Annotated in this window: 28 protein-coding genes, 2 pseudogenes and 1 riboswitch; of the genes and pseudogenes, 7 read left to right on the top strand and 23 right to left on the bottom strand. The window is 39.5% G+C overall.

Features of this window, described 5'->3' with window-relative positions; translation table 11 throughout:
* Window positions 1-41: 41 nt before the first annotated feature.
* The 4 genes from AC3WU2_RS18765 to AC3WU2_RS18750 all read right to left on the bottom strand — a co-directional run bounded on the left by AC3WU2_RS18765 (window position 42) and on the right by AC3WU2_RS18750 (window position 2,567).
* Window positions 42-953, bottom strand: coding sequence for a DUF4097 family beta strand repeat-containing protein (locus AC3WU2_RS18765; RefSeq protein ID WP_492456623.1), 912 nt, complete (start codon window positions 951-953; stop codon window positions 42-44).
* On the bottom strand, window positions 950-1,510 hold the full coding sequence (locus AC3WU2_RS18760; RefSeq protein ID WP_492456622.1) for a DUF1700 domain-containing protein: 561 nt from the start codon (window positions 1,508-1,510) through the stop codon (window positions 950-952). The genes AC3WU2_RS18765 and AC3WU2_RS18760 overlap by 4 nt, the downstream gene beginning before the upstream one ends.
* Window positions 1,503-1,832: a PadR family transcriptional regulator gene (locus AC3WU2_RS18755; protein WP_314587831.1), complete on the bottom strand. Its 330-nt coding sequence runs from the start codon at window positions 1,830-1,832 to the stop codon at window positions 1,503-1,505. Before AC3WU2_RS18755 ends, AC3WU2_RS18760 begins: the two co-directional genes overlap by 8 nt.
* Before the next feature lie 207 nt (window positions 1,833-2,039).
* A complete protein-coding gene (locus AC3WU2_RS18750) occupies window positions 2,040-2,567 on the bottom strand; it encodes a DUF309 domain-containing protein (protein WP_492456621.1) in 528 nt (175 codons plus the stop codon).
* Between the two features lie 134 nt (window positions 2,568-2,701).
* On the opposite strand from AC3WU2_RS18750, the gene AC3WU2_RS18745 reads away from it, so the two are divergent.
* The 3 genes from AC3WU2_RS18745 to AC3WU2_RS18735 all read left to right on the top strand — a co-directional run bounded on the left by AC3WU2_RS18745 (window position 2,702) and on the right by AC3WU2_RS18735 (window position 4,139).
* Entirely contained in the window at window positions 2,702-3,130 is a 429-nt protein-coding gene (locus tag AC3WU2_RS18745; protein ID WP_492456620.1) for a hypothetical protein, read from the top strand.
* 3 nt (window positions 3,131-3,133) lie between these two features.
* Entirely contained in the window at window positions 3,134-3,412 is a 279-nt protein-coding gene (locus AC3WU2_RS18740) for a YxcD family protein (RefSeq protein ID WP_018755565.1), read from the top strand.
* 211 nt (window positions 3,413-3,623) lie between these two features.
* Window positions 3,624-4,139 carry an SRPBCC domain-containing protein gene (locus AC3WU2_RS18735; RefSeq protein WP_492456619.1) on the top strand — a complete coding sequence of 172 codons (516 nt, stop codon included), beginning with the start codon at window positions 3,624-3,626 and terminating at the stop codon, window positions 4,137-4,139.
* Between the two features lie 297 nt (window positions 4,140-4,436).
* On the opposite strand, the gene AC3WU2_RS18730 is transcribed toward AC3WU2_RS18735, so the two are convergent.
* The 5 genes and pseudogenes from AC3WU2_RS18730 to AC3WU2_RS18710 all read right to left on the bottom strand — a co-directional run bounded on the left by AC3WU2_RS18730 (window position 4,437) and on the right by AC3WU2_RS18710 (window position 7,654).
* Entirely contained in the window at window positions 4,437-4,940 is a 504-nt protein-coding gene (locus tag AC3WU2_RS18730; protein WP_492456618.1) for a DinB family protein, read from the bottom strand.
* A 75-nt stretch (window positions 4,941-5,015) separates the two neighbouring features.
* On the bottom strand, window positions 5,016-5,624 hold the full coding sequence (locus tag AC3WU2_RS18725) for a LysE family transporter (RefSeq protein WP_492456617.1): 609 nt from the start codon (window positions 5,622-5,624) through the stop codon (window positions 5,016-5,018).
* Window positions 5,625-5,646: 22 nt separating this feature from the next.
* On the bottom strand, window positions 5,647-6,195 hold the full coding sequence (locus AC3WU2_RS18720) for a hypothetical protein (protein ID WP_492456616.1): 549 nt from the start codon (window positions 6,193-6,195) through the stop codon (window positions 5,647-5,649).
* Window positions 6,196-6,211: 16 nt separating this feature from the next.
* Window positions 6,212-6,358, bottom strand: a pseudogene (locus AC3WU2_RS18715) (VOC family protein); the annotation flags it as partial.
* Between the two features lie 225 nt (window positions 6,359-6,583).
* Complete coding sequence (locus AC3WU2_RS18710; protein WP_492456615.1) at window positions 6,584-7,654, bottom strand: Gfo/Idh/MocA family protein; 1,071 nt, start codon at window positions 7,652-7,654, stop codon at window positions 6,584-6,586.
* Window positions 7,655-8,082: 428 nt separating this feature from the next.
* On the opposite strand from AC3WU2_RS18710, the gene AC3WU2_RS18705 reads away from it, so the two are divergent.
* Window positions 8,083-8,313 (top strand): hypothetical protein, encoded by a 231-nt coding sequence (locus tag AC3WU2_RS18705; RefSeq protein ID WP_492456614.1) that lies wholly within the window; start codon window positions 8,083-8,085, stop codon window positions 8,311-8,313.
* A gap of 75 nt (window positions 8,314-8,388) precedes the next feature.
* On the opposite strand, the gene AC3WU2_RS18700 is transcribed toward AC3WU2_RS18705, so the two are convergent.
* Window positions 8,389-9,327 (bottom strand): alpha/beta hydrolase, encoded by a 939-nt coding sequence (locus AC3WU2_RS18700; RefSeq protein ID WP_492456613.1) that lies wholly within the window; start codon window positions 9,325-9,327, stop codon window positions 8,389-8,391.
* A gap of 640 nt (window positions 9,328-9,967) precedes the next feature.
* On the opposite strand from AC3WU2_RS18700, the gene AC3WU2_RS18695 reads away from it, so the two are divergent.
* Entirely contained in the window at window positions 9,968-10,150 is a 183-nt protein-coding gene (locus tag AC3WU2_RS18695; protein ID WP_018755553.1) for a hypothetical protein, read from the top strand.
* A gap of 289 nt (window positions 10,151-10,439) precedes the next feature.
* Here AC3WU2_RS18695 and AC3WU2_RS18690 read toward each other — a convergent pair whose 3' ends face one another.
* The 4 genes from AC3WU2_RS18690 to AC3WU2_RS18675 form a co-directional block, all read right to left on the bottom strand.
* Window positions 10,440-11,198, bottom strand: coding sequence for a helix-turn-helix domain-containing protein (locus AC3WU2_RS18690; protein WP_492456612.1), 759 nt, complete (start codon window positions 11,196-11,198; stop codon window positions 10,440-10,442).
* Window positions 11,199-11,390: 192 nt separating this feature from the next.
* Complete coding sequence (locus AC3WU2_RS18685) at window positions 11,391-12,020, bottom strand: Type 1 glutamine amidotransferase-like domain-containing protein (protein ID WP_492456611.1); 630 nt, start codon at window positions 12,018-12,020, stop codon at window positions 11,391-11,393.
* A 76-nt stretch (window positions 12,021-12,096) separates the two neighbouring features.
* The gene (locus AC3WU2_RS18680) at window positions 12,097-13,038 is read right to left on the bottom strand and encodes a phosphotransferase enzyme family protein (protein WP_492456610.1); all 942 of its coding nucleotides are present in this window, start codon (window positions 13,036-13,038) and stop codon (window positions 12,097-12,099) included.
* 164 nt (window positions 13,039-13,202) lie between these two features.
* Window positions 13,203-13,673, bottom strand: coding sequence for a GNAT family N-acetyltransferase (locus tag AC3WU2_RS18675; protein ID WP_492456609.1), 471 nt, complete (start codon window positions 13,671-13,673; stop codon window positions 13,203-13,205).
* A gap of 755 nt (window positions 13,674-14,428) precedes the next feature.
* Between AC3WU2_RS18675 and AC3WU2_RS18670 the strand changes: the two genes are divergently transcribed.
* Window positions 14,429-14,929, top strand: coding sequence for a L,D-transpeptidase (locus AC3WU2_RS18670; RefSeq protein ID WP_018755546.1), 501 nt, complete (start codon window positions 14,429-14,431; stop codon window positions 14,927-14,929).
* 197 nt (window positions 14,930-15,126) lie between these two features.
* Window positions 15,127-15,279 (top strand): hypothetical protein, encoded by a 153-nt coding sequence (locus AC3WU2_RS18665; protein ID WP_492456608.1) that lies wholly within the window; start codon window positions 15,127-15,129, stop codon window positions 15,277-15,279.
* Between the two features lie 10 nt (window positions 15,280-15,289).
* On the opposite strand, the gene AC3WU2_RS18660 is transcribed toward AC3WU2_RS18665, so the two are convergent.
* The 9 genes and pseudogenes from AC3WU2_RS18660 to AC3WU2_RS18620 form a co-directional block, all read right to left on the bottom strand.
* A complete protein-coding gene (locus AC3WU2_RS18660) occupies window positions 15,290-16,072 on the bottom strand; it encodes an alpha/beta hydrolase (RefSeq protein WP_492456607.1) in 783 nt (260 codons plus the stop codon).
* Between the two features lie 193 nt (window positions 16,073-16,265).
* Window positions 16,266-16,964 (bottom strand): CD3324 family protein, encoded by a 699-nt coding sequence (locus tag AC3WU2_RS18655; RefSeq protein ID WP_492456606.1) that lies wholly within the window; start codon window positions 16,962-16,964, stop codon window positions 16,266-16,268.
* Window positions 16,965-16,975: 11 nt separating this feature from the next.
* Window positions 16,976-17,683: a hypothetical protein gene (locus AC3WU2_RS18650; RefSeq protein WP_492456605.1), complete on the bottom strand. Its 708-nt coding sequence runs from the start codon at window positions 17,681-17,683 to the stop codon at window positions 16,976-16,978.
* A 155-nt stretch (window positions 17,684-17,838) separates the two neighbouring features.
* Window positions 17,839-19,482, bottom strand: a complete 1,644-nt coding sequence (locus AC3WU2_RS18645) for a S8 family serine peptidase (protein ID WP_492456604.1) — start codon at window positions 19,480-19,482, stop codon at window positions 17,839-17,841.
* A gap of 260 nt (window positions 19,483-19,742) precedes the next feature.
* Window positions 19,743-20,237: a hypothetical protein gene (locus AC3WU2_RS18640; RefSeq protein WP_492456603.1), complete on the bottom strand. Its 495-nt coding sequence runs from the start codon at window positions 20,235-20,237 to the stop codon at window positions 19,743-19,745.
* Window positions 20,238-20,504: 267 nt separating this feature from the next.
* Window positions 20,505-20,807, bottom strand: a pseudogene (locus tag AC3WU2_RS18635) (ABC transporter permease); the annotation flags it as partial.
* A 467-nt stretch (window positions 20,808-21,274) separates the two neighbouring features.
* Window positions 21,275-21,799 carry a hypothetical protein gene (locus tag AC3WU2_RS18630; protein ID WP_492456602.1) on the bottom strand — a complete coding sequence of 175 codons (525 nt, stop codon included), beginning with the start codon at window positions 21,797-21,799 and terminating at the stop codon, window positions 21,275-21,277.
* Between the two features lie 276 nt (window positions 21,800-22,075).
* Window positions 22,076-22,543: a C40 family peptidase gene (locus AC3WU2_RS18625; RefSeq protein ID WP_492456775.1), complete on the bottom strand. Its 468-nt coding sequence runs from the start codon at window positions 22,541-22,543 to the stop codon at window positions 22,076-22,078.
* 4 nt (window positions 22,544-22,547) lie between these two features.
* Window positions 22,548-22,680: riboswitch (cyclic di-AMP (ydaO/yuaA leader) on the bottom strand.
* A 406-nt stretch (window positions 22,681-23,086) separates the two neighbouring features.
* On the bottom strand, window positions 23,087-23,971 hold the full coding sequence (locus AC3WU2_RS18620) for an AraC family transcriptional regulator (RefSeq protein ID WP_492456601.1): 885 nt from the start codon (window positions 23,969-23,971) through the stop codon (window positions 23,087-23,089).
* Window positions 23,972-24,310 lie beyond the last annotated feature (339 nt).

Below are 24,310 nucleotides of genomic sequence, written 5' to 3'. Positions count from 1 at the left end.
GAAGCACGCCTCACGAATGCGATCGTGAAGGCGTGCTTTTCTTACTTCTTATCAATTGTAATATTACCAGATGAAGTGCGTGCTTTCACCATATCTTTCGTCGTAAACGTCGTATCCGGTATTTCGATTTCTCCCGAATTCGTCTTCACATCATAGACCCCATCGAATGCTTGCGGGATGGTCAAGTCTACATTCCCCGACGTCGATTCGAGACTCACTTCCGGTGTAATCTGCAATTGCGTTAATTCGATATTCCCCGATGTGGTACGAAGATTCGCCGTCCCCACATGATCTTTTACGTCAATATTGCCCGAAGTAACAACTGCCACGATATCTCCAGAGAGCTGATCCAGTCGAACTTCTCCCGATTTCGTCGTTAATTCGACCTGACCTTGTAATTCTTGCCCCTTGATGTTGCCCGATGCCGCTTCGAGCTTCACCTGTTCTGCATCTAGTTGCTTGACATTCATGTCTCCCGATGTTGTCTTCATCATTACCGACTTTGCTCGTGCACGTTCCACATCGATATTACTCGACGTGCTATTAAGCTCCATTTGATCTAGGACTTCTCCTTGTGGAAGAGCAATCACAAGCTTCTGATCTGATGAGAATGAAAAATTAAAGACTTGAAATTGAAATCGTGAATCCCGCTCAAGATCCAGATTCAAGCTTTCACTTTGGATTTCAACATTTTCAAGGGACGCAATCTTCTCCGGAGGAAGCTTGCCAGAGAGTTCTACGTAGCCTGACTGATCAGGGCTCTCCCTAAATTCAACATCGATATCATAATCACTATTAAGTATGAAGTTCTTGAATTCCGCCGCCTTGAAATCCCATTTTTTCGTGTAAGCCACATCCTTCACAGTAGGGTCTTTGACCCCATAAACTAACAATCCTATGACACCTATGACAATGCAGCATGTCGCTATGAAATAAGTAAATTTGCGAATCATCGTCTCTCACTCCCCGTAACAGTATTCATATTCCACTGGATATAGCGCAGAGTTCCATGAATAATGCCTTTCCACATGTTCTTCACGCCAAACACCATAAATAAGCCAATACCAACCATAATGAGTGCCAAGAAAATTTTATACATCACAAACTGCCCATGGATAACAAAATCCGCAACGACGAGCAGCGGCGCAGACAGACAAGCTACGAGAATTCCCGTGATCGCAACACCCAGAGAATAGAGCGCAGCTCCCATAGGAATCACGAGTAGAAGATTCAGAAAGAATAATCCGATCGCCTTCCCAATCCTGCCCCCTGTCGATGATGGACTCGGCGGCGGAGAATATAATTGAGGATCCACATAGCGATCACCCAAAATTTCGTAGGCAAGCTCGACAGGATGCCCTAACTCCTGAGCAATGGCTTCCTCCGACTTCCCGTTCTGACGCCCAAATTCGAAATGTGCCGCATACTCCTGTAACAGTTCATTGCGCTCGTGTACCGGCATTAATACAATATGTCTTTCAAGTAATGTCATAAACTCCGCTTTATTCAAGGGTCTCATCCTTCCCAATTAACTTCGTTACACTTCCAACAAATCTTCGCCATTCCGTAATCATTTCCTTCAAATAGATCTCACCTATCGGCGTAATCTGGTAATACTTACGCGGCGGTCCTTCCGTTGATTCTTGAAGATAGGTAGAACAATACCCATCATTGACGAGTCGCCTTAATAAGGGATAGAGCGCGCCCTCAGCCACCTCAATATGCTCCGATACTTGCTGCGCCAATTCGTAGCCGTACTTATCTTGTTTATGAATCAAGTAAAGGACACATAACTCCAATACGCCTTTTTTGAATTGTACTTGGACGTTCACTCGGTTCACCCGCTTCATTTATTGTATTAAGAATCCATTAATCAGTACTGAACATCATTCACTACCTAAGAAGAGTATATAGCACACTACTGAATAATGCAAGGTACTGAATTAAAAAAAAGAGCTTATAAAAAGCTCTCGTTTTGTATTTATCTAGAAAGCTCCACGGAGGGAATATATACATGGATTGGAAATGATTATCCTAAGTTACGCATTGTTCGCATGTCTGGCTGCGAGCTGCCTCTTACGCTCTGCAATGACTTCAGATCGATCGCGAAGCTTATGCCGATGAATAAGCTCCACATTCGAAGTATCACTTGGTGCACACCATGTCAATCCTGCTTCTATGCATCGCTGCTTACAACGCGCAATTAACCGATCATCTACAAGGGGTATATTTAGATCAGTAAAGAGTGCTTCCTGCTGCCGTACAAGTGCTTCGTAACGTATTTGCAATGCTTTAATCCATGCTGTAGCATCGATTCCTAATTGACTTAACGGCTGCGGATCACTATGCTTAATCGCCGTATGGAGCATTTTCACTGCGCCTGCTCGATTCCCCCGTCGGTGATGGTAGCTTGATACCGCGACTTGAATGAGACCTAACCATGTCACTGTTAACGGATCCTGCGCGTCCACTTTCCAATGCTCTTCCATAATCTCATGGCACTCAAAATAATCTCGTGTCCCGTGGAATTCCACTAAATAGTCAATATATGCTTCCGGGTACTTCACGATCGACTCCCCACTCTCGTCAATTAATAAGATTATTTTAATCGATTTATTGAAATAATTGAAACCATGTTCGTTTACGTTCGTATGTAATGTGAAGAATATCATACACAACCTACAAAGGGGAATCAGAAAGCATGCGTAAATTGGTATTAGTCATGATGGCTTTCTTACTCATGATGGTCGTCGTTACACCAAGTGTTATCGATGCCAAGCCACGTGGCGGGTTCAAATCGGGTACAAAATCGTACAACAACACGCCGTCAAGATCGCAGAACAATGTGAACAAATCGGACAGCGGTTCGAGAACTAAATCCGGAACGACTGCTACTACGGGTAAAAGAGGATTTTTCAGTGGCGGTAGCTTCTTAGGCGGATTGATGATGGGTGGACTTGCTGGTATGTTATTCGGAAGTATGTTAGGTTCCGGATTTATGGCAAATATGTTCGGCCTACTTATTAACGTCGCAGCAATCTTCATTATTTTTGCAATTGTACGCTCTCTGTTCACTTACTTCAAGAACCGTCGTAAAGTAGCAGATGGCGATCGCCATAGAAGGTACTAAGTTATGCGCTTATCGATGGATGAAATCGTTAATGCCATTTGTACTCACATGGCGGAACGCAAACAAGTTCGACCTACAGATGTACTCGTTGAATTGTGCTGGGATGAAGAGAACGGGTTTACCGCAGAAGTGACCATTCAGGGCCGTCTGCAGTATCTCGTCGAAGCCAATATGCTTGAGGCCATCGAACGTTATATGTTTTCCGAATACAATCGCCGTGTCTATCGCGATCAGATCCATTTGGATGTCGAAGATGAGATGTGGGCCGATATACATGATTAGAGAAGAAGGCAGCCGAAATGGCTGCCTTTTTTTGTCATGCTGCGAATCATCTTCTTTTGCATCCTGTGCCCTCATATATCGTTTAAATATTCCTTGACAGGAATATTCTTTATGATGTATATTCAATTCAACAAGACGATGTGCAACTCTTGCATTAGTTGCACAACAAGGAGAAATCATAAGTTCATTCAAATATTGAGGAGGATTTACAATGTCAAACAATTCAATGGTTTCGAGTGTAGAAAACGAACGGGTGCTGGTGCTGGAGCGCGTCTTCGACGCACCGCGCGATCTCGTGTACGAGATGTTTAAAGACCCTGAGCATCTTAAGCGTTGGTGGGGACCGAGAGGTTGGGAGGTTCCGGTTTGCAACGTCGATTTCCGGCCAGGCGGCGTTTGGCATTACTGCATGAAGTGTGTCGATCAGAATCAAGGTGATTTTTACGGCATGGAGTCTTGGGGCAAAGCCGTTTACAAGGACATTGTCGAGCCGAAGACGATCAACTACACAGATTACTTCTCGGATGCCGAATGCAATACGAACGAGAACATGCCATCGACCGAGGTCACGTTGGAATTCATCGATCTGGGCGGCAAAACGAAGCTGGTCAACCGTGGTGAATATGTGTCCGCAGAGGCCCTCAAGACCGTCATGGACATGGGCATGCTGCAGGGCATCACCGAAACTTGGGATCGTCTGGAAGAGCGTCTGAACGAAGTAAAGTAAGGAAAAATAGGAACGGCCGCCTGGCTTTGAGAGCCGGCGGCTGTTTTGATTTTGGCGTTATGATTGAGATCCGAGATTAATCCTTTACCACTCACTCGTTGCCGCCCATACCTTTTCTAGCACATCCTTATAAGTATTTTGGTTGTCCTAACCACACTTCTGTTCTTGAAATGTTACAAACCAGTCTTCGCTTGCATTTGGCGATTCCATACCGGAGATAACTGCTCCCCCATATTCATCCCATGTCTCGTTATGTTTTTGATCAAATAAAAATCTACTTGGTGTTGAAGCTACTTACTAAAATCCATCTTTAATTTCATTAATTTGTTTCATATGTCTTTGTTCATGCAAGTACAGTGTCCTAACCCATTCAATCAATAACATCTCTTTAAAGACTGGGTGTATAAAATGCCTTCTACTCAGCAGTGAGGGGTCTTCTACTGTGTTTAATATGTCATATAACTTCGCTCTTGAATTGTTTAATTTTTCAATGATTTCTTGATATTCTAAAATTTCATCAGTTGGTTTAGCAATCTCAGGAGCTTCTAACTTTATACTTCTATTAAGTAGAAACTCTAATGGTTTATTCTCTATGAATGAATCTTCCTTACTCTTTAATCCTTTCTTTATTGCTACGACATATAATTCTTCTGTCTTAATCAAGTGTTGACATACCTGACTAATACTCCAACTGTTTGAACCTTTCCGTTTGTTTAATTGATCTCCACTCAAACCATTCAGAATTCCTAGTAATTCGTCTCTTGTTTCTTTTAATTTTTGATTGATTTCTTGAAGTTCCATGAAAAACTCCCTTTCTTTAATTTTTTGAGGATATTTCCTATCACTTTCTTGTATCTGTACCCGAGAGATTCACTCTCAGAATAGACCTGTATAAGCTTTATAGATACTATATACTCCGAATCCCAATAAAATGAGACTTGATATCATATTAATTAACTTCATTGTTCGATTACTAATCATTTGTCTAAACAATCCTACAATCGTACTTAATAATAACCACCATAATGCTGAGCCTAAAAATACACCTAAGACTATATTTACTGATGATTTGGATACAGGTCCCATTCCTGCAAATATTCCTATAAACGATACGATGGTCAATGGATTCGTCAATGTTAAAAAAAATGTCGTTGTAAATGTCCTGAGATAATTCATCCTCTCATTCGCCATCTCAATATTATTTCTGACTGGTGCCTTGAATGTACGATATGCTAAAAATATTAAGAACACAGCTCCAAACAAATTTATCCAAGCCGATTGACTTAATAAAAATTGGGAAACGATTGTAATCCCAAGTGCAGCAACACTTCCATATATGGCATCCGCTGTTGCGGCACCTATACCGGAAATGAATCCAATAAAACTACCTTGATGTAATGTCTTTCGGATACATAAAACTCCAATCGGCCCAACTGGTGCTGCAATGGAAAACCCGAGAATAATTCCTTTAATTAAAGGTGACATTTCATTTTCTCCTGTTTGAAAATTAGTAGGTCTTCACGTTGTCCGACGGACTTTGTTCTTCTATTTTCATAAAGATTCTTGAGTAAACCTCTTCTATGTTTTCGTCGGTTTTTTCATCATTATACAAACTTAATCCCCAGCCCTTTAATGTATCGTCTTCGTTTGATTTATATACACCGACAGCATAGCTAACACCTGGAGACCAATCCCAAATCTCTCCATATTCAATATCCTTTTCAGTAAATGGTATATGACTTGTAGTTGAAATAAAAAAGATTGGTATTCGTGAATTTGAATAGATGTCTGCATATTGTCTTTCAGCTGCTCGATAAAGATTTTCTCTCATAACAAAAACAGCATCATACGCTTCTAAGGCTCCTTTATCCAAATCATCAAATGAAATTTCTTTAAAGGTTACTTGCTCTTCTATAACTTGCGGTGGTTCTCCAATAACTGCTATATTTAAAGACTTTCCTTCGTATAAATCAAATTTAGTATTCGTGCAAGCTGATAGGCCAAACAATATTATTAACAATAAAATAATTACATATCGCTTTCTTTTATTTGCCATATAGCCCCTCCTAGTATTAATTCTCCGTTATGCATGAACAAATCATCAAAATGTTCCCATCAAGGTCCTTGAAAGAAAAATCAGATAGATCTGGGTATCTTGCAATTTCGGTTACAATCTCTGTTCCTATACTCTTAACAAATTTGTAAGCTTCATTTATATCTTCAGTGCTTAGATTAAATAATGGTTGATTTGAAGGAAAAAATTAAGAGGCGTAAGCCGCTTCAGCGCCGGATTGAAGACTTAGCCTTGCAGGGTTGATCGCTTGACTTCGCTTCTTGGCTTCTTACCTTCTTGCGATCCAAGGGCCAACGGCCCAGCGAGTGAATGCGGTGTTGGTTTATCCGATGCTGCTGACCTCATGAAACTACGTACACGATTTTTTATCTCATTTATTCTTTACTAGTGCTATTTTTTTGTTTATAGCAGATTGATAGATTGCGTCCATCACCATCTGAACCTGATGTCCGTCAATAAAAGTTGGTATGTCTGGATATACTTTATGATTAACAATAGATTTATAAATCAAATTAACCATTGGGTATAATCCATTGAAATATTGATTTGCAGGAGCTGGTAATTGACTAGGCACTTCCTGACTTTCAATAGTTATTTTATGAAATTCTCCTCCAAAACTTATCTTAATGTCTTTGTCATTGTTCATGATCAGCGATCCTTTTGTCCCGTAGATCTCCAATTCCCAGCCGTTTCCTCGCAATGCAGGATAGAATAAATCTGCAGTAAAGGATACACCATTCTGAAAATGTCCAATTATACTAAATGCATCTTCAGAGTCTCTTTCCTCAATTCCATCGATTCCGTAATAGACTGGTACTATGGTTCTTAAATCTGCGTAGACATCAGTAATTTGTTGATCCATCCACCACATCAATGAATCAATCATATGTGATCCTACTGCAAATAAAAGACCCCCTCCTTCCTTTCTTCTTCCCTCCCATCCTCTATACTGAGATGTTAGATTTTTATAACTTGAGAAACTTCCATGATATTTTATATATTGAATCTCACCTAGTTCTTTGTTGCGAAGAATTTCTTTAATCTTTAGCCTTACTGGAGTCAGTCTCCACTGGAAATTAACAAACCCCATCACATTTGTTGTTTGTTGTGCTTCGAGCATTTTCAAAGTTTGTGTTGAGTTTATTCCCATAGGCTTTTCACATAATACATGAATATTTTTATTTATGGATGCTAAGGTCATCTCATAATGATAATTTGGAGATGAGGCAATTGATACTAAATCTAGCTCTTCTTTTTCTAGCATCTCATTCCAGTCTGTATATATGTTGTTCACATCAATATCTATAAGTGTCCCATTGGCTCTTCCTCTATAGACACTCGTAATAGCTTTTACTTCAAATCCTTCATGTAATCCAAAAATAGGAGCATGTACATTAGCACCAAATCCAGTTCCAATGATACCTACTTGAATTTTCTTCATGAAAAATTGCTCCTTGTAAATTTTATTATAGATCAGCAGTTTCGGATAAAGTTCTTATATTCATAACGTCACACATCGCCTTAACCCCCAAAGGGTCGGCCCGATGTGAATATTGTGTTGGTATGATGCCGACGACTTCTCTGACTATAACTACTCATATTCACTTCTTAGAATACTCATACATATGAACGAAGTGACCATGGCCCTCGAAATCCATGGCGATATTACCAGCAAAAGCGTCTTAAAGGCAAACCTTCTAAAGTTGCAAGTTACAGCATTTTGAGTAACTGTGCGCCCCTTCAGAGCAAATAACGAGTAATAATAGTTATATTTTACCATTAACTTTATTCCTGTAGTAGGCTTATGTCGATACCGACAACAAAGTGATTACTGGTGATACGTTCTATCCGTTGTTTTTGTGCATCATTTTGTTTAAATTTCATAGTAGTGCGTTCATTCATGGCTTGAAGCAGACGGGAATGGAGATCGAAGATATTGTATCGTTCACAGAAGAAGGCTGTCATCTGAAGCAGGAAGACGAGAGAAATGAGGATTTGCCAGGGACTTTACAGAACTGCATTGCAATCTTGGATCAATTTATCGCGGAAGATAAGAGATCTGTTTATACGAGGATGTTGCAGGAAAATGTGGAGCGATGAGATTCGGTTGATATGATCAAGAGGGGCACGGCCCCTCTTGATTCCACACTGGAATTATACTGACAATGTGTAAGCTTATAGTCGGCCGTTGATAAAATCATTAACTTCACCGATGAAATCTTCGGCTTGTTTACAATTCCCTGTGTTATCGATAAAAGCGTGTCTTGTGTTTTTATATAAGGAGAAATGAACTTTGTTGCCAGCGTCTTTCAGCTTATTCGCATAGGCCAAAGACGAGTCTTTTAAGAAATCCAAATCACCAACGACGATCAATGCATCCGGTAATTTGGTATGATCTTTACAATGCATCGGAGAAACGAGCGGACTATCTAGAGGTTCCTTCGATTTTTTCAAATACATCTCTAGGATCGCTTCGCCAAAAGCACGCTCTGACTTATTCGTCATATCACTGCCCATAACGGATAAATCTGTTGCAGGATAAAGTAAAATTTGTCTAGAAATATGGAATTCTGCACGATCTCTAGCTAGAATTGAAATAATTGCAGAGTAATTGCCCCCTGCGCTATCCCCTGATACGATCAAGTTATCGACATCGATGTTGAGCTCTTCGGCATGTTCGACACCCCACTTCACCGCCGCATAGGAATCCTCGAGTCCTTCCGGAAAAGGAGCTTCCGGTGCTAAATGATAATCGACAGATAGTACAACGCAATCAGCCTGGTCAGCTACCGCCTTGCAATAATCGTGAACCGCGTCGATAGAGCCACCAAACCAACCACCGCCATGAAGGAAAACCATTAGCGGACGTTTTGCATCGCCTTCCGGTTTATAAAGACGAATCCGAAAATCGCTATTATCCCCTTTGATATTGCGGTCTTCGATATGAATCGGCCTTACGGAGATATCTTTACTGACGCCACCCATCATTTTTCTAATTTTTTTCACATTTGCTTTAATGAAAAATTTGGTGACAAGTGACGGCAAACGAATGTAACCGCCAAAGCTTTCATTGTCAATGGTGACAAACTCATACTCTCTTTCTCTGTAATTCATATAGACCCTCCTTCTTCACAAAAGAATAATTAATGATGATAGTCCCACTATCATCATACATTTCTTGTAACTGGGGAGTCAATTGGTGAAATACGTTTTAACTCTTATTATTCTAAGTATTTGTTCCAATAATTCATTACAGGAATGCTATCGTGCCCTTTAGTTAAATTCTTGATTAGCATTAACTGGTGTCAGATTCATTGTTTTGTTAAATAAATGAAAGAGTACTTTCACCACTCTGCCAACATCATCATGAAAAAACTCTAGTTCCCCCGCTGCTCCAACGGTTCTGAAGAGCTAGTACCATAACTTATAAAATATCTTTATGGGGCGAATGTTCGCTACACGACTCACGTATTATACACGGCACCGCAGCAAATACAAGTACGTATCGTCGGTGTGGTTATACAATGAGATATTTTTCTACGGAAGCAAAAGTCATTCCCGACAAAAATCCAAACTTCAAGTTCTGGCTTGCACGTGGTAAGAACATTGCTGGCAGCAAGTTTGTAAACGAATAAAACGGCTTTCTCGCCCTTTCCCTATGCAGTCGTCCAAATACACCTATACCTCCCTGAATAAGTTCAGCGAAAATCTCCATAATAGGGAAGTAAACCCACTACCGATTGGAGGATCCGACATGCTCGATAATCTAGAGAGCCATTACAACTGCGCGAACGCAGGCGATGACCTGCATCAGCTCAAGCAAGAGCTCGCAGATCTTCGTGGACGGGGTACAGAAGATGCCGAATCGCAGGAAATGATCAACCGACTCGAGAATCAGATTTCTTTCATCATGAACAAGTGCGACATTAATCATTGATTGCGTACCGTTCGAGTGCTAAAGCACCATCCTCACCGCGAGACGGCAGAGATGGTGCTTTTCCAATATCATCTAATATATATGATGCTTTTCATTGAATGCCTCCAGCTTGCGATGATCCTAAAGCTTCATATGGAGAATCTTTTTGACATGTATTTAGAAAAAAATTTTGATCTCGAAGAATTCTGCCCGTTAAAGCAATAGGCTGCCGAACCATGCCGACAGCCCAATGCTAATTAAGTATTTAATTATCATGTATAAGGTAAAGCGACACCGATGAACACTAATTTTACGAAAAACTAAAAGAAAACGAATCAGGCTTACTTACAACCCGATGCACGATTGAAAACAATTGTGTTGCAATATCACCTTTAACATTAAGTCTATACCCACCTCGGACTCTTTCCACAAAACCGAGTTCAATACAATCTATGATTACTTTGTCAAAATTCATGTCCGTGGGTAGTCGTGAGCGAAGTATCGAATCTTCAATTGGAGTGAAGTCTGGCTGTAAGTTTTCATTATTAAGCAACAGTTCATATAGAACTGTAATTATACTCGCAGGTAAAATATTCATTGGAAATTCGACTGATTCATGCATTGATTCAGTAGCTTCGTTTAAAAAAAGTGAAGTAGCAATACAAACTAATCTATCTTTTGCCCACAGACCCAATCCAGTTGGACCTAGTTGGATTTGAGTTAGTGCGGGGTGTGATGCAGGTGTCATTTCGTTGTGAGATGCTGCATCAATCAGCTCGCCCATAAAATTTATTTTCTGTTCTTGGGTCATCTTCCGAAGTTCCACTCTTATCTGAGGCAACATGGCTTGCAAATTGCTAGGTCTTCCGAGCAAATAGTCTGTTGTGCAATCAAAAACGTCTGCCAACTTTGTCATAAGAGAAATGTCGGGCAAGGAGTCACTTTTTTCCCATTTGGAAACCGCTTGGGCGGAAACATTAAGTAACAGCCCTAATTGTTCTTGTGTCATACTTTTGCTGCGACGAAGCTGACTGATTCTTTCACCAAGATTATTAGCATCTTCTAGCATGGTTTAGAACACCTCCATCAATGTATACTTTGATTATATCGTAACTGAATTTCTATGGTATTGAGGTGTATTTTACAACTAAACCAGTGGTTGAATTTCTGTATCAACGGTAGAATCAAATAACATATCCGCGGCGATTTGTTCCTTGTTTTGATGATTAACTATCGTGTCCCGTTTTCCTGTACCCTACACTCATTCGGTAATAATGACTTCTCCATCCCTCAAAGCTTTAAAAAGGATTTTATGATCGATCATATATTCAACTGCTTTATCCATATCTTCAGATTCTTTATGATCCGACTTATAATGTGGGGCAATAGCATAATTCAAAATATTTAGGCCTTCCCAAATGGTTTGATGTTGTTCTCCGTACGGCTTCTGATTGGGGTCATCTACTAGGTGAAGTCCCCTTAGTGTTGGTCCTAGGATACATATACCTGCACTATATCCCCCATAGACAATATTTTTACTGTCTCTATGATATTTCTTAATAATCTCATCAAAACCACTCAATTTCATGGCTTGTGCCAGAACGAATGTATCGCCGCCTCTAACCCATATAACATCGTAATGTTCGAGTTTTTCTTCTAGTTCTTTTGAGTTATTAAAATACTGTTTTAAGTCTAAAATATCTACATTAAAACCCAATCTCTCAAGATCGGAAATGTTCATTGCATCACTTTTATTCCTTCTTTCCAAATCAGTCGCAAAGTCTAGTGCATTGTGTATAAAAGCAACATGTTTATTCCCTTTTGCTGTCATTTCTTTCAATCTTAATTCTTCAGTTCCATAATTAAATGATGATGATAAAAAAAATTTCATTTTAATCCTCCTTGAGTCATTATGTGTGAAATATTGTCGTTTACTCTCTTATCCCTCGTTGAGAGTCCGCTCATTATCATAGCAACGAAAACCCTAAAAATGATGACTCCTTGATTAGGGATAATCGCATTTCATCGAGATACTTTAACTGTTGCTCCGCCAATTGGCTCTTATCCGAATAACGTGAGTGATACGTATATGAGAATAGATGCCTATAGTCAATAAAATAATCAATTTGTGAAATGAACTCAGTGACTGAATTGCCGCGAGAATATCCGCTCATAAAAGAGTTGAAAAAGGATTTGATGAACTCTTGCCTATCTGATCGCATCTGTTCGGCTTGTGCAACATGGTAGATGGCGACGGCTATATCATAAGCGAACCAATGGTACTCACTATCACCAAAATCAATAAGTGTTAACTCGTTTCCACTAAGTATAAAATTGTGATGATGGAGATCACCATGAATCAATCCAAAATTATCTTGGGTTGCAGGCAAGTTTTTAAAATCGCTGTCGTATTGCCTCCATTTTTGCACTAGAAACGGTTCAAGATGGATAGCTGCTTCATAAAACAGATTGTTTTGAAACCAATGAGGACGCTCGTTTTTTGCTCTATAACTTTTTGCAAGTGAGTGAACCCTTCCCATGGTCTCTCCCCATTTTCCAAATAGCTTTTTATTCCAAACTTCGTTGTCATGAGGACCAACGTGCACACCGTTAACCTTTTCAAATATGACAAAATAAAAATCGTCTGATATGTGATGAATGTATTTATCTGCGTTTAGGCGTAATGGCTTCACCACATTAAGCCCATGTGCATGTATATACTCTAACCATTCAAATTCAGATAAAAGACTCGTAACGGTAGTAACAGATCTGTCCAGAATTTTGACTACAATATCTACACCTATATTAACCTCGAAAACATTACTGTTGTAACCTCCAAGGAGTTTAGCATCTGATGACTGACAACCGATTTGGGCAAAAACTTGGTTCTTTATAGTATCCGGTATCATAAAACTCACTCCTTTAGACATCCGCATCCACTAAATTATACCAATTTTAGTGATATTTTCTCCACCTCATCAGGTATATTGTTGAACTTCTCTCCCGTGAGTTGAATCATCATAACATGACGAGAGCCTACTAAAGCTGAACAAATATACCAGATAGTTCATAATCACAATGACTTTTGCATACGAATTCCTACTACATATTCGTCTGATTGTCTCTGATTCCAGAATAGTTCAACTGGGTTAAAACCTTGTTTTTTATAGAAAATTAGACCACGTGTGTTAGTATTTTGACATATCAACTGTAAAGTATCTACTTTTAACTCTTCCTTTGCAATTGTTGATAATGCTTGAAGAAGAAATTCAGAGACTCCTTTTCCCCGATATTCCGACGATACAATTACATTACCCAGGGAGCATATATTCTCTTGAATGTCATAGAGACATGCAAAACCAACGACATTATCATTATGTAATACGACAGTTGGCTTTAATCTGCTTCCGATTGTTCCGATAATCTGATCCGGTGTTAATGGAAACACCGCTCTTGGGAACGAAAATATCATTTCCTCCTCGGTTTGAGGAAAGGAACATATACTGGATAGATCACAGGTTTTCAGTTCACGCAAAGTATACATCGAATCACCCCATATTTAATCCAAATTGGTTATTTAATACCTTCTGCATACGAATTTCACTATCGTATATAATCCACCCACCAATAACGGCTATCTGATCGTTAATCCAAAACTTACGTATGTTAATAGAAAGGCGTTCTGCATCCAATGTCGATTAGGTGAGTATCTAATCGGCTCAATTGGATGTTCTTGTCGTCCAACACCAAATTAAGTAGACAAAAATAAAGAGAGTGGTTAATCTTTGGTTAGGGAATGTTCTCATTTATTTCCTTATTCAAAAATAAAGATTGTTAGTCAATTATTAAACAGACCATTAAGCCAGCAATGCTGATTAAAAAAAACTTAAGATAAGGTGAACAGAATGACAATTGAGAAGAAAAAAATTGGATATTATATAGTCGATTTAGTAGTAATGCTTCTAATTTTTTATCTTATTTGCACCAATATTAGGAGTCTTGGTGTAGGTTTAATAATTTCTGTTGTTGTTTATAATTTTGTTACAAGACCTTTGGTGGAAAAGGCTTTTAAGCTGAGTTATAAAGTTTAAAATTTCACAAAAGGTGACCTTTGATGTTTTCTAGGGTCACCTTTTATTTGTTCTTATTGTTAAATCTATGACCCAGCAATTAAGAGCCAATGATTTAATTATAATGTTCGATCGACGCATTCGTTATAATTTTCGGGGACATACAATAATTGACCGTTGACCTCATAGAATGAATGGTGCATAACACCATTCGGAGAGGTGAACTTGGTTGAAGAAGTTGTTCGTTACCGGTATTCTTTTTACCTTGCTGTGGATCATCTTTTTTCCTGCGTCTAGTCATGCGGAAGCCGCCAAGCTGAACAGCAAGTATGCGGAATACACCCAATTCATAGTCATTGATAAGTCGACGAACAAGTTGACGTACTTCGAAAAGGGGAAAGCCATCAAATCCTTCTCTGTAGCAACAGGCAAGAAGTCATCGTACACGCCTGAAGGACTCTTCCCAATTCAAGAGAAAATCAAAAACAGGCCTTACTACAAAGATAAAATCAAAGGCGGTGATCCGAAGAATCCCCTCGGAGACCGCTGGCTAGGCTTGGAAGTGAAGAAAAACGGGCACACGTCGTATGCGTATGGCATCCATGGCAACAACAATGAATCCTCCATTGGCAAATACGTATCCGCAGGCTGTATCCGGATGCATAACAAAGATATCCGTTGGCTGTACGATAAGATCAAAGTCAATACGCTGGTTCTCATTCAGAAATAATACACTGCATAAGTAAAGAGATGACCTCTGAAATCGACGGGGGTCATCATTTTTTATGCCATCCTTCACTTTTTGCTCTTCACCCACTTGAATCCTACCTTGATTTCGAGATGGTTGAAAATGGTCTAACCGAATCTCTCATCTGTAACAAGACCCCTTTCGAGGGGTCATTTTTCATTTCCAGGAGGCATGTAAGAATGAGGATCATAGCATCAAGACACAAAAGGAAGATGGAGGATGAAAGTAGCAACAATATCTTCGGTCCAGAGATTATTATTACGTTAACTTCAACAAAGCAAGAAGGAGCTGCCTCCAAGCAAGCCCCTTATCTCTCGTGTCCTGTAAGTTAAGTAACATGGATTAAACAAATCCTATCGTTTTCAAAAAATCATCAATTTTAAGAGTGGTATCATAATATGACTTATTTGGGTGGCTTCCATAGTTGGGGATACCATGCTCCATGCCTTCATATGTAACAAACGTTATGTCATTACCTTCATTTTTCATGAGATTAACGAAGTTTTTATTTTGCTCATATAGTTCATCGGCTGTTCCGCATAGCCATAAGGTTGTAGGTAAGCACTTTTTAATATTGTGAAGAGGTGACAGGTCCATTGCCCTTTCAAGCAGTTCCGGGTAACGTCTCCTCATGATATCAACACCATCCATTCCAGCACCGAAAACGACTAACGCATTTGGAATATAGTTTGTACTTTGATTATCACTGTCATCGTTTACATCCTCAAACATAATTGAGGACACAGCAATGTATCCACCCGCAGATGAACCACACACAACGATTTTATTGGGGTCTACTCCCAAGTCATCGGAATTCCCCCTCAACCACCGAACAGCGGATTTAACGTCACAAATTGCTTGAACTGGAGAAAAACCTTCATCATGACCTGTCCTATAGTCAACACAGACTGAAACTATACCCTTTGAAGAGAAATACTTTGCTTGATGTTGAAAATCTGCTGGCGTTCGTGGCCCCTTTCCAAAACTACCACCAACGAAGAATAAAATAGCTGTTCTGTCCTTTTTGCGGGAGTCAGGCTCTAATATATAGAATTTTAAATTACGTTCCCCTATTTCTTTATAGGGTATTTCATTCACAGGATAATCAAATTTGACAACTCGCACAACCAACTCCCCCTTTTGCTAAATGCTTCAATAATTATACTATAATATTCCAATTTACATCCAGTAGGATAGGAACCTACAAGTACTCAAAGTTGTTGAAGATAACTGCCCGTTCGTTCAACAAAAGCAACCGATCGTGCTGACCGGCTGCCTTCGTGACTTTATAGTGGAATTACTATCTCTATTATCAAAATCATACTTTATCAACAAAAAAGAATATGGTTCCGTAGTATTTCATAAACCTTCTATAATCGTCATTACCTTTCATAACGATTATGGTCGGATAAGCATTTACTTTGCGTTGTTTTAATACGTTTAATAACTTCTTCTGAACGATGCAATGAAATTTGCCTTCTTCGTACTGAACGAGAAGCGGTGGCGGAGCGGCTGCATGGTCATCATCTTCAGCTTCATGGTTTTCCTCGATCTCTATTTCATCACGCTGAATGAGACGCAGTGGAAACTTTACGACGCCAATATATAGATGATCTTCCTTCACGAAATCTTGTAGAATGGGAATAACTTTTCGGGTAAGCAGCAGATAGCATTGAATCCATTCTTCCAACATCCCGTCATTCGCATACTGTACAGCTGACTCCAAAGTCGGAGCATATGATAAATGTCTATTGCTCTTCTTCGAATAGATGATTTTTTTTACGGAATCCAAGGATAAAAAGTATTCGTCTGCAAGTTCCGAAACCGTAACGCCATGAGCATACTTATTGCGAATCATGAGGTTGCGTTTCTGGAGTTGATCTCGGTAACCGGACGTCTCACCCCAAGCCTTTTTTTCTTCACCAGTAGGAATATAAAGAAGTTTGCCTGCCGCGTATTTCTGGATTTCTTTCAATAGCTCCTCTGGTATCACATCGCCAGCATTTTCATATTTCATATCATCACCATCTATAAGACGTAAAGTCGATCTTTCAATTCGCTGATGGATTTCATGATGGACATGCAGGATTCCGTGTCATCAATTGATGCATGCCAACGCAAGGTATCGATCCCTTTATAATAAGCCATACATAAGTATCTTTCTTTAAAATCCGGTATGACGATATCCCTTTTCTTACAATACTCAGCTAACAGTTCTGGTATCTTCAAGTAAGGCTTATTTAAGTCCATAATGGCAAAATCCAATAGGAAATCGCAAATGCCGGATCTGCTCCAATCAGGGAAACCGACAATCGTCTTCCCATCCGTAATCATATTCTCGAAAAACGTATTATTATAAACTAAATATCGATTTCCTTCACAATAACGAGTTCTACCCTCCATTTCCTTAAAGTATTTCTCAAAGAAATCACGTTCTAAAACCGTTGTTTCGAACATTTCCCTCCAATTAAACCAATACCCCTCATGATCATCTGCAAATGTATCGATCAAAAATTCCCTGCAGGTCCCATATTCTGTTTTACAATCATCATTAAATTCACCATAGCCTTCAACTCCCGCTATATCTGATGAACTGATCTCAAGAATCTTGTCAAAAAACAATTCGTAGCTATCTGCAAACTGTTGTGGGCTTAAATGATCTGCAACAAATCCATTAGGTGTCATACTTACCTTTTCAGAGAGCATCGCTTTAATGATATTATCTTTACCCATCATTTGATCGTCCCTTCCATCTTCACATTGTAATAACATCAGCTGCGCATCTGATATGAAAATATCATAACATTGGGAAATTGCTGGGTTATAGGCAATGAATACCTTTACTTAACTTTACATATATGACGGCACAGGGGCTTGAAGCAAAAAAACAGTTAGCTTATTAAATTGCCTTTTTGCCACTCTAACCACTTTTGAGCAATACCGAGTCTTGTCTCGGTACTTCTTTCCGAATACCAGCACTGACCTTCACGCCACTCAGGCTCCGAGTCGAAATTCATACCGGTAATCTGTTCAAGCGTATTGCATCGTTGACCAAAGATAGAGACTCTTTGATTTAACGCATCATTCTTTAACCCTGAAATGAGAGGTTTTACAAAGAAAGGATTTTTCACTCTCGCTGCAAGATTCATTGAAAAATATTGGATATCTAAATCAATATCAGAAAAAAGACAAGCAAGATCCTCTATCAATTCTTCCCACAAGTCCGGACACCTGCTGAATGCATGTAGAGCTCCCATTCGCACATATCTGTTGTTATCTTTAAATAATTGTCGTAAGTCATCATTTGTTACAAACTCAGGGTTGTAAGACAAAAGAATAATTGACGCAGCACGAATTTTATATGAAGCGTGTTGTAATAATGTGTGAGCATGATGAGACATTTCCAACGGAAGAGTCTCGGAAAAATAAGATAATAGCGCTGTAAGAGCTTCCTCATCATCCTGACTCATTACTGCGGATAAACGTTCTGTATCCTCTCTTCTTTTCCAGCTCTTCCATAGTAAATATGGAGTGGTAGCAGGCAGTCGTTCATTTTCGAACGAAAAGTTCACTGTGGCAGAAACATCTACTAGCCCGGACTGCAGCTCGTTCCATACATGTGGAGAAAAACTGCTGCACCTAAGGAGGGCTAGTTTTACTTGAAACGCGGACCATGACGGCTTAGCCTCCCAGATACATGCAGCGGCACCCAGGATAATCGGGCCTGAGAAAGATGTTCCTTCCGTTCTCGCATAATCAGCAGGTAAGCCATCATAAGGAGCTGTGAAATGATTCAGCCGTTCTTCTTCTGACTGAAAAGGCGTTGGCAAAACAACGTTTTCCGCAGGAGCAAGGATCTCTGGTACCCATTTATTCTCAAAAGTATTTCCTCTGCACCCATGATAAGCTTGTGCATGATGAAAATCTGCATCAATTGGAACAATGACACCACCAACAGACAGTACAGAGGGAGATGCTGACGGACCATTACAGGTTAACTCTTTCGTATTTCCGGATGATGAAACAACCAATAGCCCATCGTCAACTAATTCCTCGCATAAAATACGAACAGGGTCTGCTTGCCAAGGTAGTAATCCTGTATCTCGTGTTGCTGTGACTGTCAATACAACACCACGGATTTTATATGTACGCCAATTTTTTCTTAGCCATTCCAGAGCCATGCCAACCTTTTCTTCAACTTCATCAGGAGTATAGAATGGACCTGTCTCCAGCAAGTAGAGGTTAGCAGCTGGTGCTGCACCCGAATAATGACCATTGGAAAGTTGCCCGGATCCGGCTGCGGCGGCAGAGCTCGAAAGTCCGTGCAATCCTTTATTCCAAGGTCCTTCATTTGATAACATTAAAACAGGCTGTGCAAGAGGGTCTGAAATTTTTACAATGTATGTATCACGTTGCTGATTTGACGATATATCTGGATGATGTGCAAACCTACTATCTATAACCGCAATATTAACATTCTTTCCAGTAAGATTTTCCGGGATATTCAGAAACGTTCTAATTGATGCCCACGCCATACAATCATTCCCTTCTCAAGATACCATATCCTTCGCTTATCAACATATCTGCCCAATAGCATAATACAATAAGGAGCAGCTGCCGTGGCATCCTGCTCCTTGTTTCTATTTAGGATCGTATATCCCATTTGTAACGATCCCAAGCTTATATCGCTTTCTTAGTTCAGTGAATAAACTTATTAACATCTCATCTATTAATTCCGTTTTGGGAGAAACATCAAATGTGAAAAAACTGACCTCCATCTTGCCCTTGTAAATTCTTAATTATTTTTGAACCTCAATTTAACCCTCCATATTATTATTAAGATTGCTGCTACGAATAAAAATGAAAATATCAGAAAATATATATTTCCCCATTCGGGATTGGTTAATTGGTTTAGCGCTTTAATATCTTTGCTTGCCTCAGTAATCAGTTTATTGCCACTGCAAAGACTGGTTAATTCTTTGCCTTTATGATTATATGTAAAAATTAAATATTTTTTTCCGACATCAAATTCAGTCCCACACATCCCATAGAAGCCACTGTGCACATAACCATCTTCAAGGCTTCCCTTCCATACCTTATCTACACTAAAAATATTTCCGCCTTCTTTATCTTTACTGACTAAAGTTCCAGTGAACACGACGCTAGATTGCTCGTATCTTTCTTGGACGCTAGGTTCGCCGCAACTACATGCGAAAACCTTATTAGGGCTGAGTACACTAACACTAACGATCATACATATAAACAAAACAATCGGTAACACTTTTTTCATTTATCTGACACCCCACAATTCGTCGGTATGATCATGGTTACAGACGGATAATTGAAAATATAGTTGCGTTAACATCCGAGTAAATGGCAAATGGAAATGGATGTCCCCCATTGGTTGTAAGGACATAGAACGATTGTACCGGTTTTATTTTTTAGTTAACGTAATCTGCCCATTAACTAAGAAAGGCATCCAACACAAAATGCCGGCTGCCTCCAAAATACTATTGAATTAATGTTCCCCCGCAAGCAAGAGCTAGAATGTCTTTTTTTATACTCGCTTTTTATACGCTCTCATTGCAAAGATATAAGCCAGGAGCATAATTCCAACACACCACGCGATCGCGATCCATATATCGTTACCCACCGGCTGCCCTGACAGCAATGCGCGGATGGCTTCCACGATCGAGGTCACCGGTTGGTTTTCGGCAAAGACGCGAACGACGGTCGGCATCGACTCGGTTGGCACAAACGCCGAGCTGATAAATGGCAGGAAGATAATCGGGTAGGCAAAGGCGCTCGCGGTATCGACCGTTTTTGCGGACAGTCCGGCAATGGCTGCGACACATGTTAATCGTTTGACCAGCTGCCTCTATATCATGATTCAACTATCGTGTCCCGTTAGCGAAATATCACGACAAAACCTTACTTTGGCTTCGAAGGATGTTTTATACTTAACAGGTTCACCGTTTTTTCTAAGGATGTGTATTCGTAACTCGCCAGATACTCATGATTTTCTTCAATAAGATTCCAAGTATTCTCATCATCAATTGTTATTTTAAATTGTTGTTTTGATTTAGCGAAGGGGTCAGTAGCGGTTATCCAGTATTCCTTTCCTGTTATGTCCTTATTAATAATCATCAAATATGACGTTGTGTTTGATTTTGATGTTGAGTTACATCCAGCCATCGTCACTAGTATGAGCAAGTACAAACATACTCTTTTCACCTCATCTCACCTCACATTATCATAACCCACATTCAGTTGATTGTACCATTTATTGTTTATTTCTGAACTGAATAAATCTGCCCGTAAGTTCAATCATCTAACTTCAATAACAAAAACTGCTGATGTATCACCTTTCGAAAATTCACCATCATCGGTTGTCCAGAACGCTGAAATCCCGTAGTAATAAGTACCTTGTTCTTTTGGAGCATTAAAAGATCCATTTTTCAAAGGAATTGGTATTGTTTTATCATCGACAAATTGCTGAATGTTCAACCCATTAGGTGCTGGTTTATAAGCAAAAGAAACTGTAATGTCTCCTTCAGGAGTTATAGCAGTAGGTGTAATGCCTCTTAACATTGTATTTCCTCCTGCATAATCTGCACATCCTAAATTGCCCCAACAATAACTACTCTGGATAACTGGAATTTGAGTTTGCCCCGAAGCAACACTGGGAAGAGGTGGGGATTTTTTAATTATTCTAATACCAACGTTCCTAGCGTATCCTTCAAACCTTGTATTTGCTACTAGGTTTCCTACAAATGGAGTTAAATAAATGAACACTACCAGTAAAGCTAAAAATCCCGTAACAGGTATAATAAATGTTTTTTTTCGACGCATCCCAAGCTCCTTTTAACATAAAATCACCTATATATAGACGTGATTTTACCGTATTAGTTACATCATCTCATTTGAAAATGTTTTAAACTATCCTGCCCAATCGTATTATGAGGTATAGGCATATTTATTGCCCCATTCCCTCTCGAATTCATCCAAAGCCGCTACTGCCGAATTTTTATTTCCTTAAGTATATAGAAAAGTACCCCATAGAGTAGACCTTTTTTAGGTGTCTACTCTATGGGGTATAGATCAGGCTTATCCTTTTTCATGCAAACACTAATTCACCATTTCATGATAACTCTTTTCATCTACTACACGCCGAGCTGTAACATAACGATCTTGGTAGTACGTATCCGTCAACTTGCTTATTCTTACTCCCTTACTGCTAGAGGAGTGAGCGAATTGATTGTCACCTATGTAAATTCCTGCATGGGAGATACCCGTACCTAAGGTATTAAAAAACACTAAATCTCCCGTTCGTAGGTTCTTTTTAGCTATCGGTGTCCCTACTTTAGCCTGTGACTGGGATGTGCGCGGTAGGTCAGTCACATCAAATTTTTTTAATACATACAAGATAAATCCGGTACAATCAAACCCTGCAACAGTGGTACCACCCCATAAATATGGTGTCCCTAGTACGTGATTCACTTCACTTTCTAGCTTAACCTCACTTGCAAATGTACTTGGTGCAGCGGCAGTGAATACGACTGCAGCTCCTAATAAAGATAAGATGAGTTTCTTCAGAACCTTGTTCTCCCTTCGATGCCTACGGAGTTAGCTGAGGGTTCGGTTAAAGGTTCCCTATATTCTCTTGCTTACAAGAATAATTCACCCGGGATGGTTCCCCCGTTTTCAAAAACGAAATTCGGCAATTGGTTAATATTTTGTAACTATTTATACTTTAATATACCGAGTAATCGATGTCAACCTTTTCACAAATTCAATATTTTAAATTTTTATCTATATATTCTCTGCACTACCATATAATACAATGCACTATTTATGAGCCTTTCATCAAGAAAATAGCCTCTCAAAAGCAAATCAACTCCTATTCGTGGGGTCTATCCTCTTTATCTTTCCTGTCTAGACGAATACCGATATGCACCAATAAAAGATACAAAAATGTAATAATTAACCTTATTCCCAAATGCTTATTGCGGTATAGTGTACTGCTAGCTTAATAGCTTTTAAATTAACTCAATATCTTTTCATTAAACTGCCCGTTACTTCAATGAACCTTTCTTAAAACACAGCAAGACTGCCGTTCAATATCGGCAGTCTGTACAATTATCTATTATGCTGAACCTTAGTAACGGGAATCCATAATTCGACATCCAATTCTTCAGTAAACACCTGTTTTTCAACGCCAATTTGGATTTCAGGACCAACCTGTATCATAGGTCCTTCAACTTGCTCATATCCTGAGGAAGGAAACCATTCCCCATAGATGCGATGCCATTTTTCTTTTTCCCAAGGAACTTTCATTTCAAATACTACCCATGTCTTAGCTGGCACAATGAATTGTGAGAAGGTTTCGGGGCAAGGGTTCGTAGTTGCCACGGCCAAGTAATAATCATAATCTCGCTTCTCACGTACACCTTCTCCAAAACTCACATGTAGAATTCCGTAAGGCTCTTGATTGTTAAGAGATTTTAGTTCGGCATACGTCTCAATCTCTGTTGATTTCCAAACCTGTTCTACACCTGGATGCTCCCCAACATCTACTGCTGTAACACGATTCGTGATCCCAACCAGTTGAAACGAATCCTTATACTCAATCCTATACTTCATTGGCTCACTACCTCCTATAGATAATCGAAAGGTCATTGGAGGATATGCTTTTAGTGAACGGTTGTTAGTTCTTGCTTCGGTTGGGGTTGTTCCATGTAAGCTTATAAATGCACGTGTAAACGCATCGGGTGAACTGTATCCGTATTTTACTGCGATGTCGATCACCCTGAGCCTACTATTTTGCAAATCAAAAGCTGCAAGTGTAAGGCGTCTACGACGAATATATTCTTGGATAGGAATACCCGCCAAATATGAAAACATTCTCTTGAAATGATATACAGAACAATATGCGCGTTTAGCCACCTCATGTTCATCTATTCCATTCTCAAGGTTTTGTTCAATGTATTCTAATGCCCCGTTCAAATTTTCCAGCATATTCATTCAATGGCCTCCATTCTGCTATAGAATAGCAGGGTCCCATATTTGACATCCGACTTTTCCAGTTCAATTTTTGGAGGGTGATAATTAAGCAAAAGTGCATCTTCAGCTATTCTTATCCTCCACGATTTTTTAAACACTTAATAATTCGATGCAATCTAAATATTACCTTCTATCTAATTTACTAAACTCCCTCTATGGAGAAACGCTTTTCTCTTAATTGCTCACGTATCCTTAGAATTTGACCGCTTACAGATAAATTCTTAGTGGAACCAAATTGAAGATAAAGAAAAATGTGGGGCTGTTGAATGCGCAAAAGATCTTTACCCAAACCACCCTCTG

The sequence above is a fragment of the Paenibacillus sp. EB106-05-06-XG162 genome (assembly GCF_058791655.1).
The sequence above is the reverse complement of the archived record's forward strand: the minus strand, read 5'-3'. Positions and strand labels throughout refer to the sequence as shown.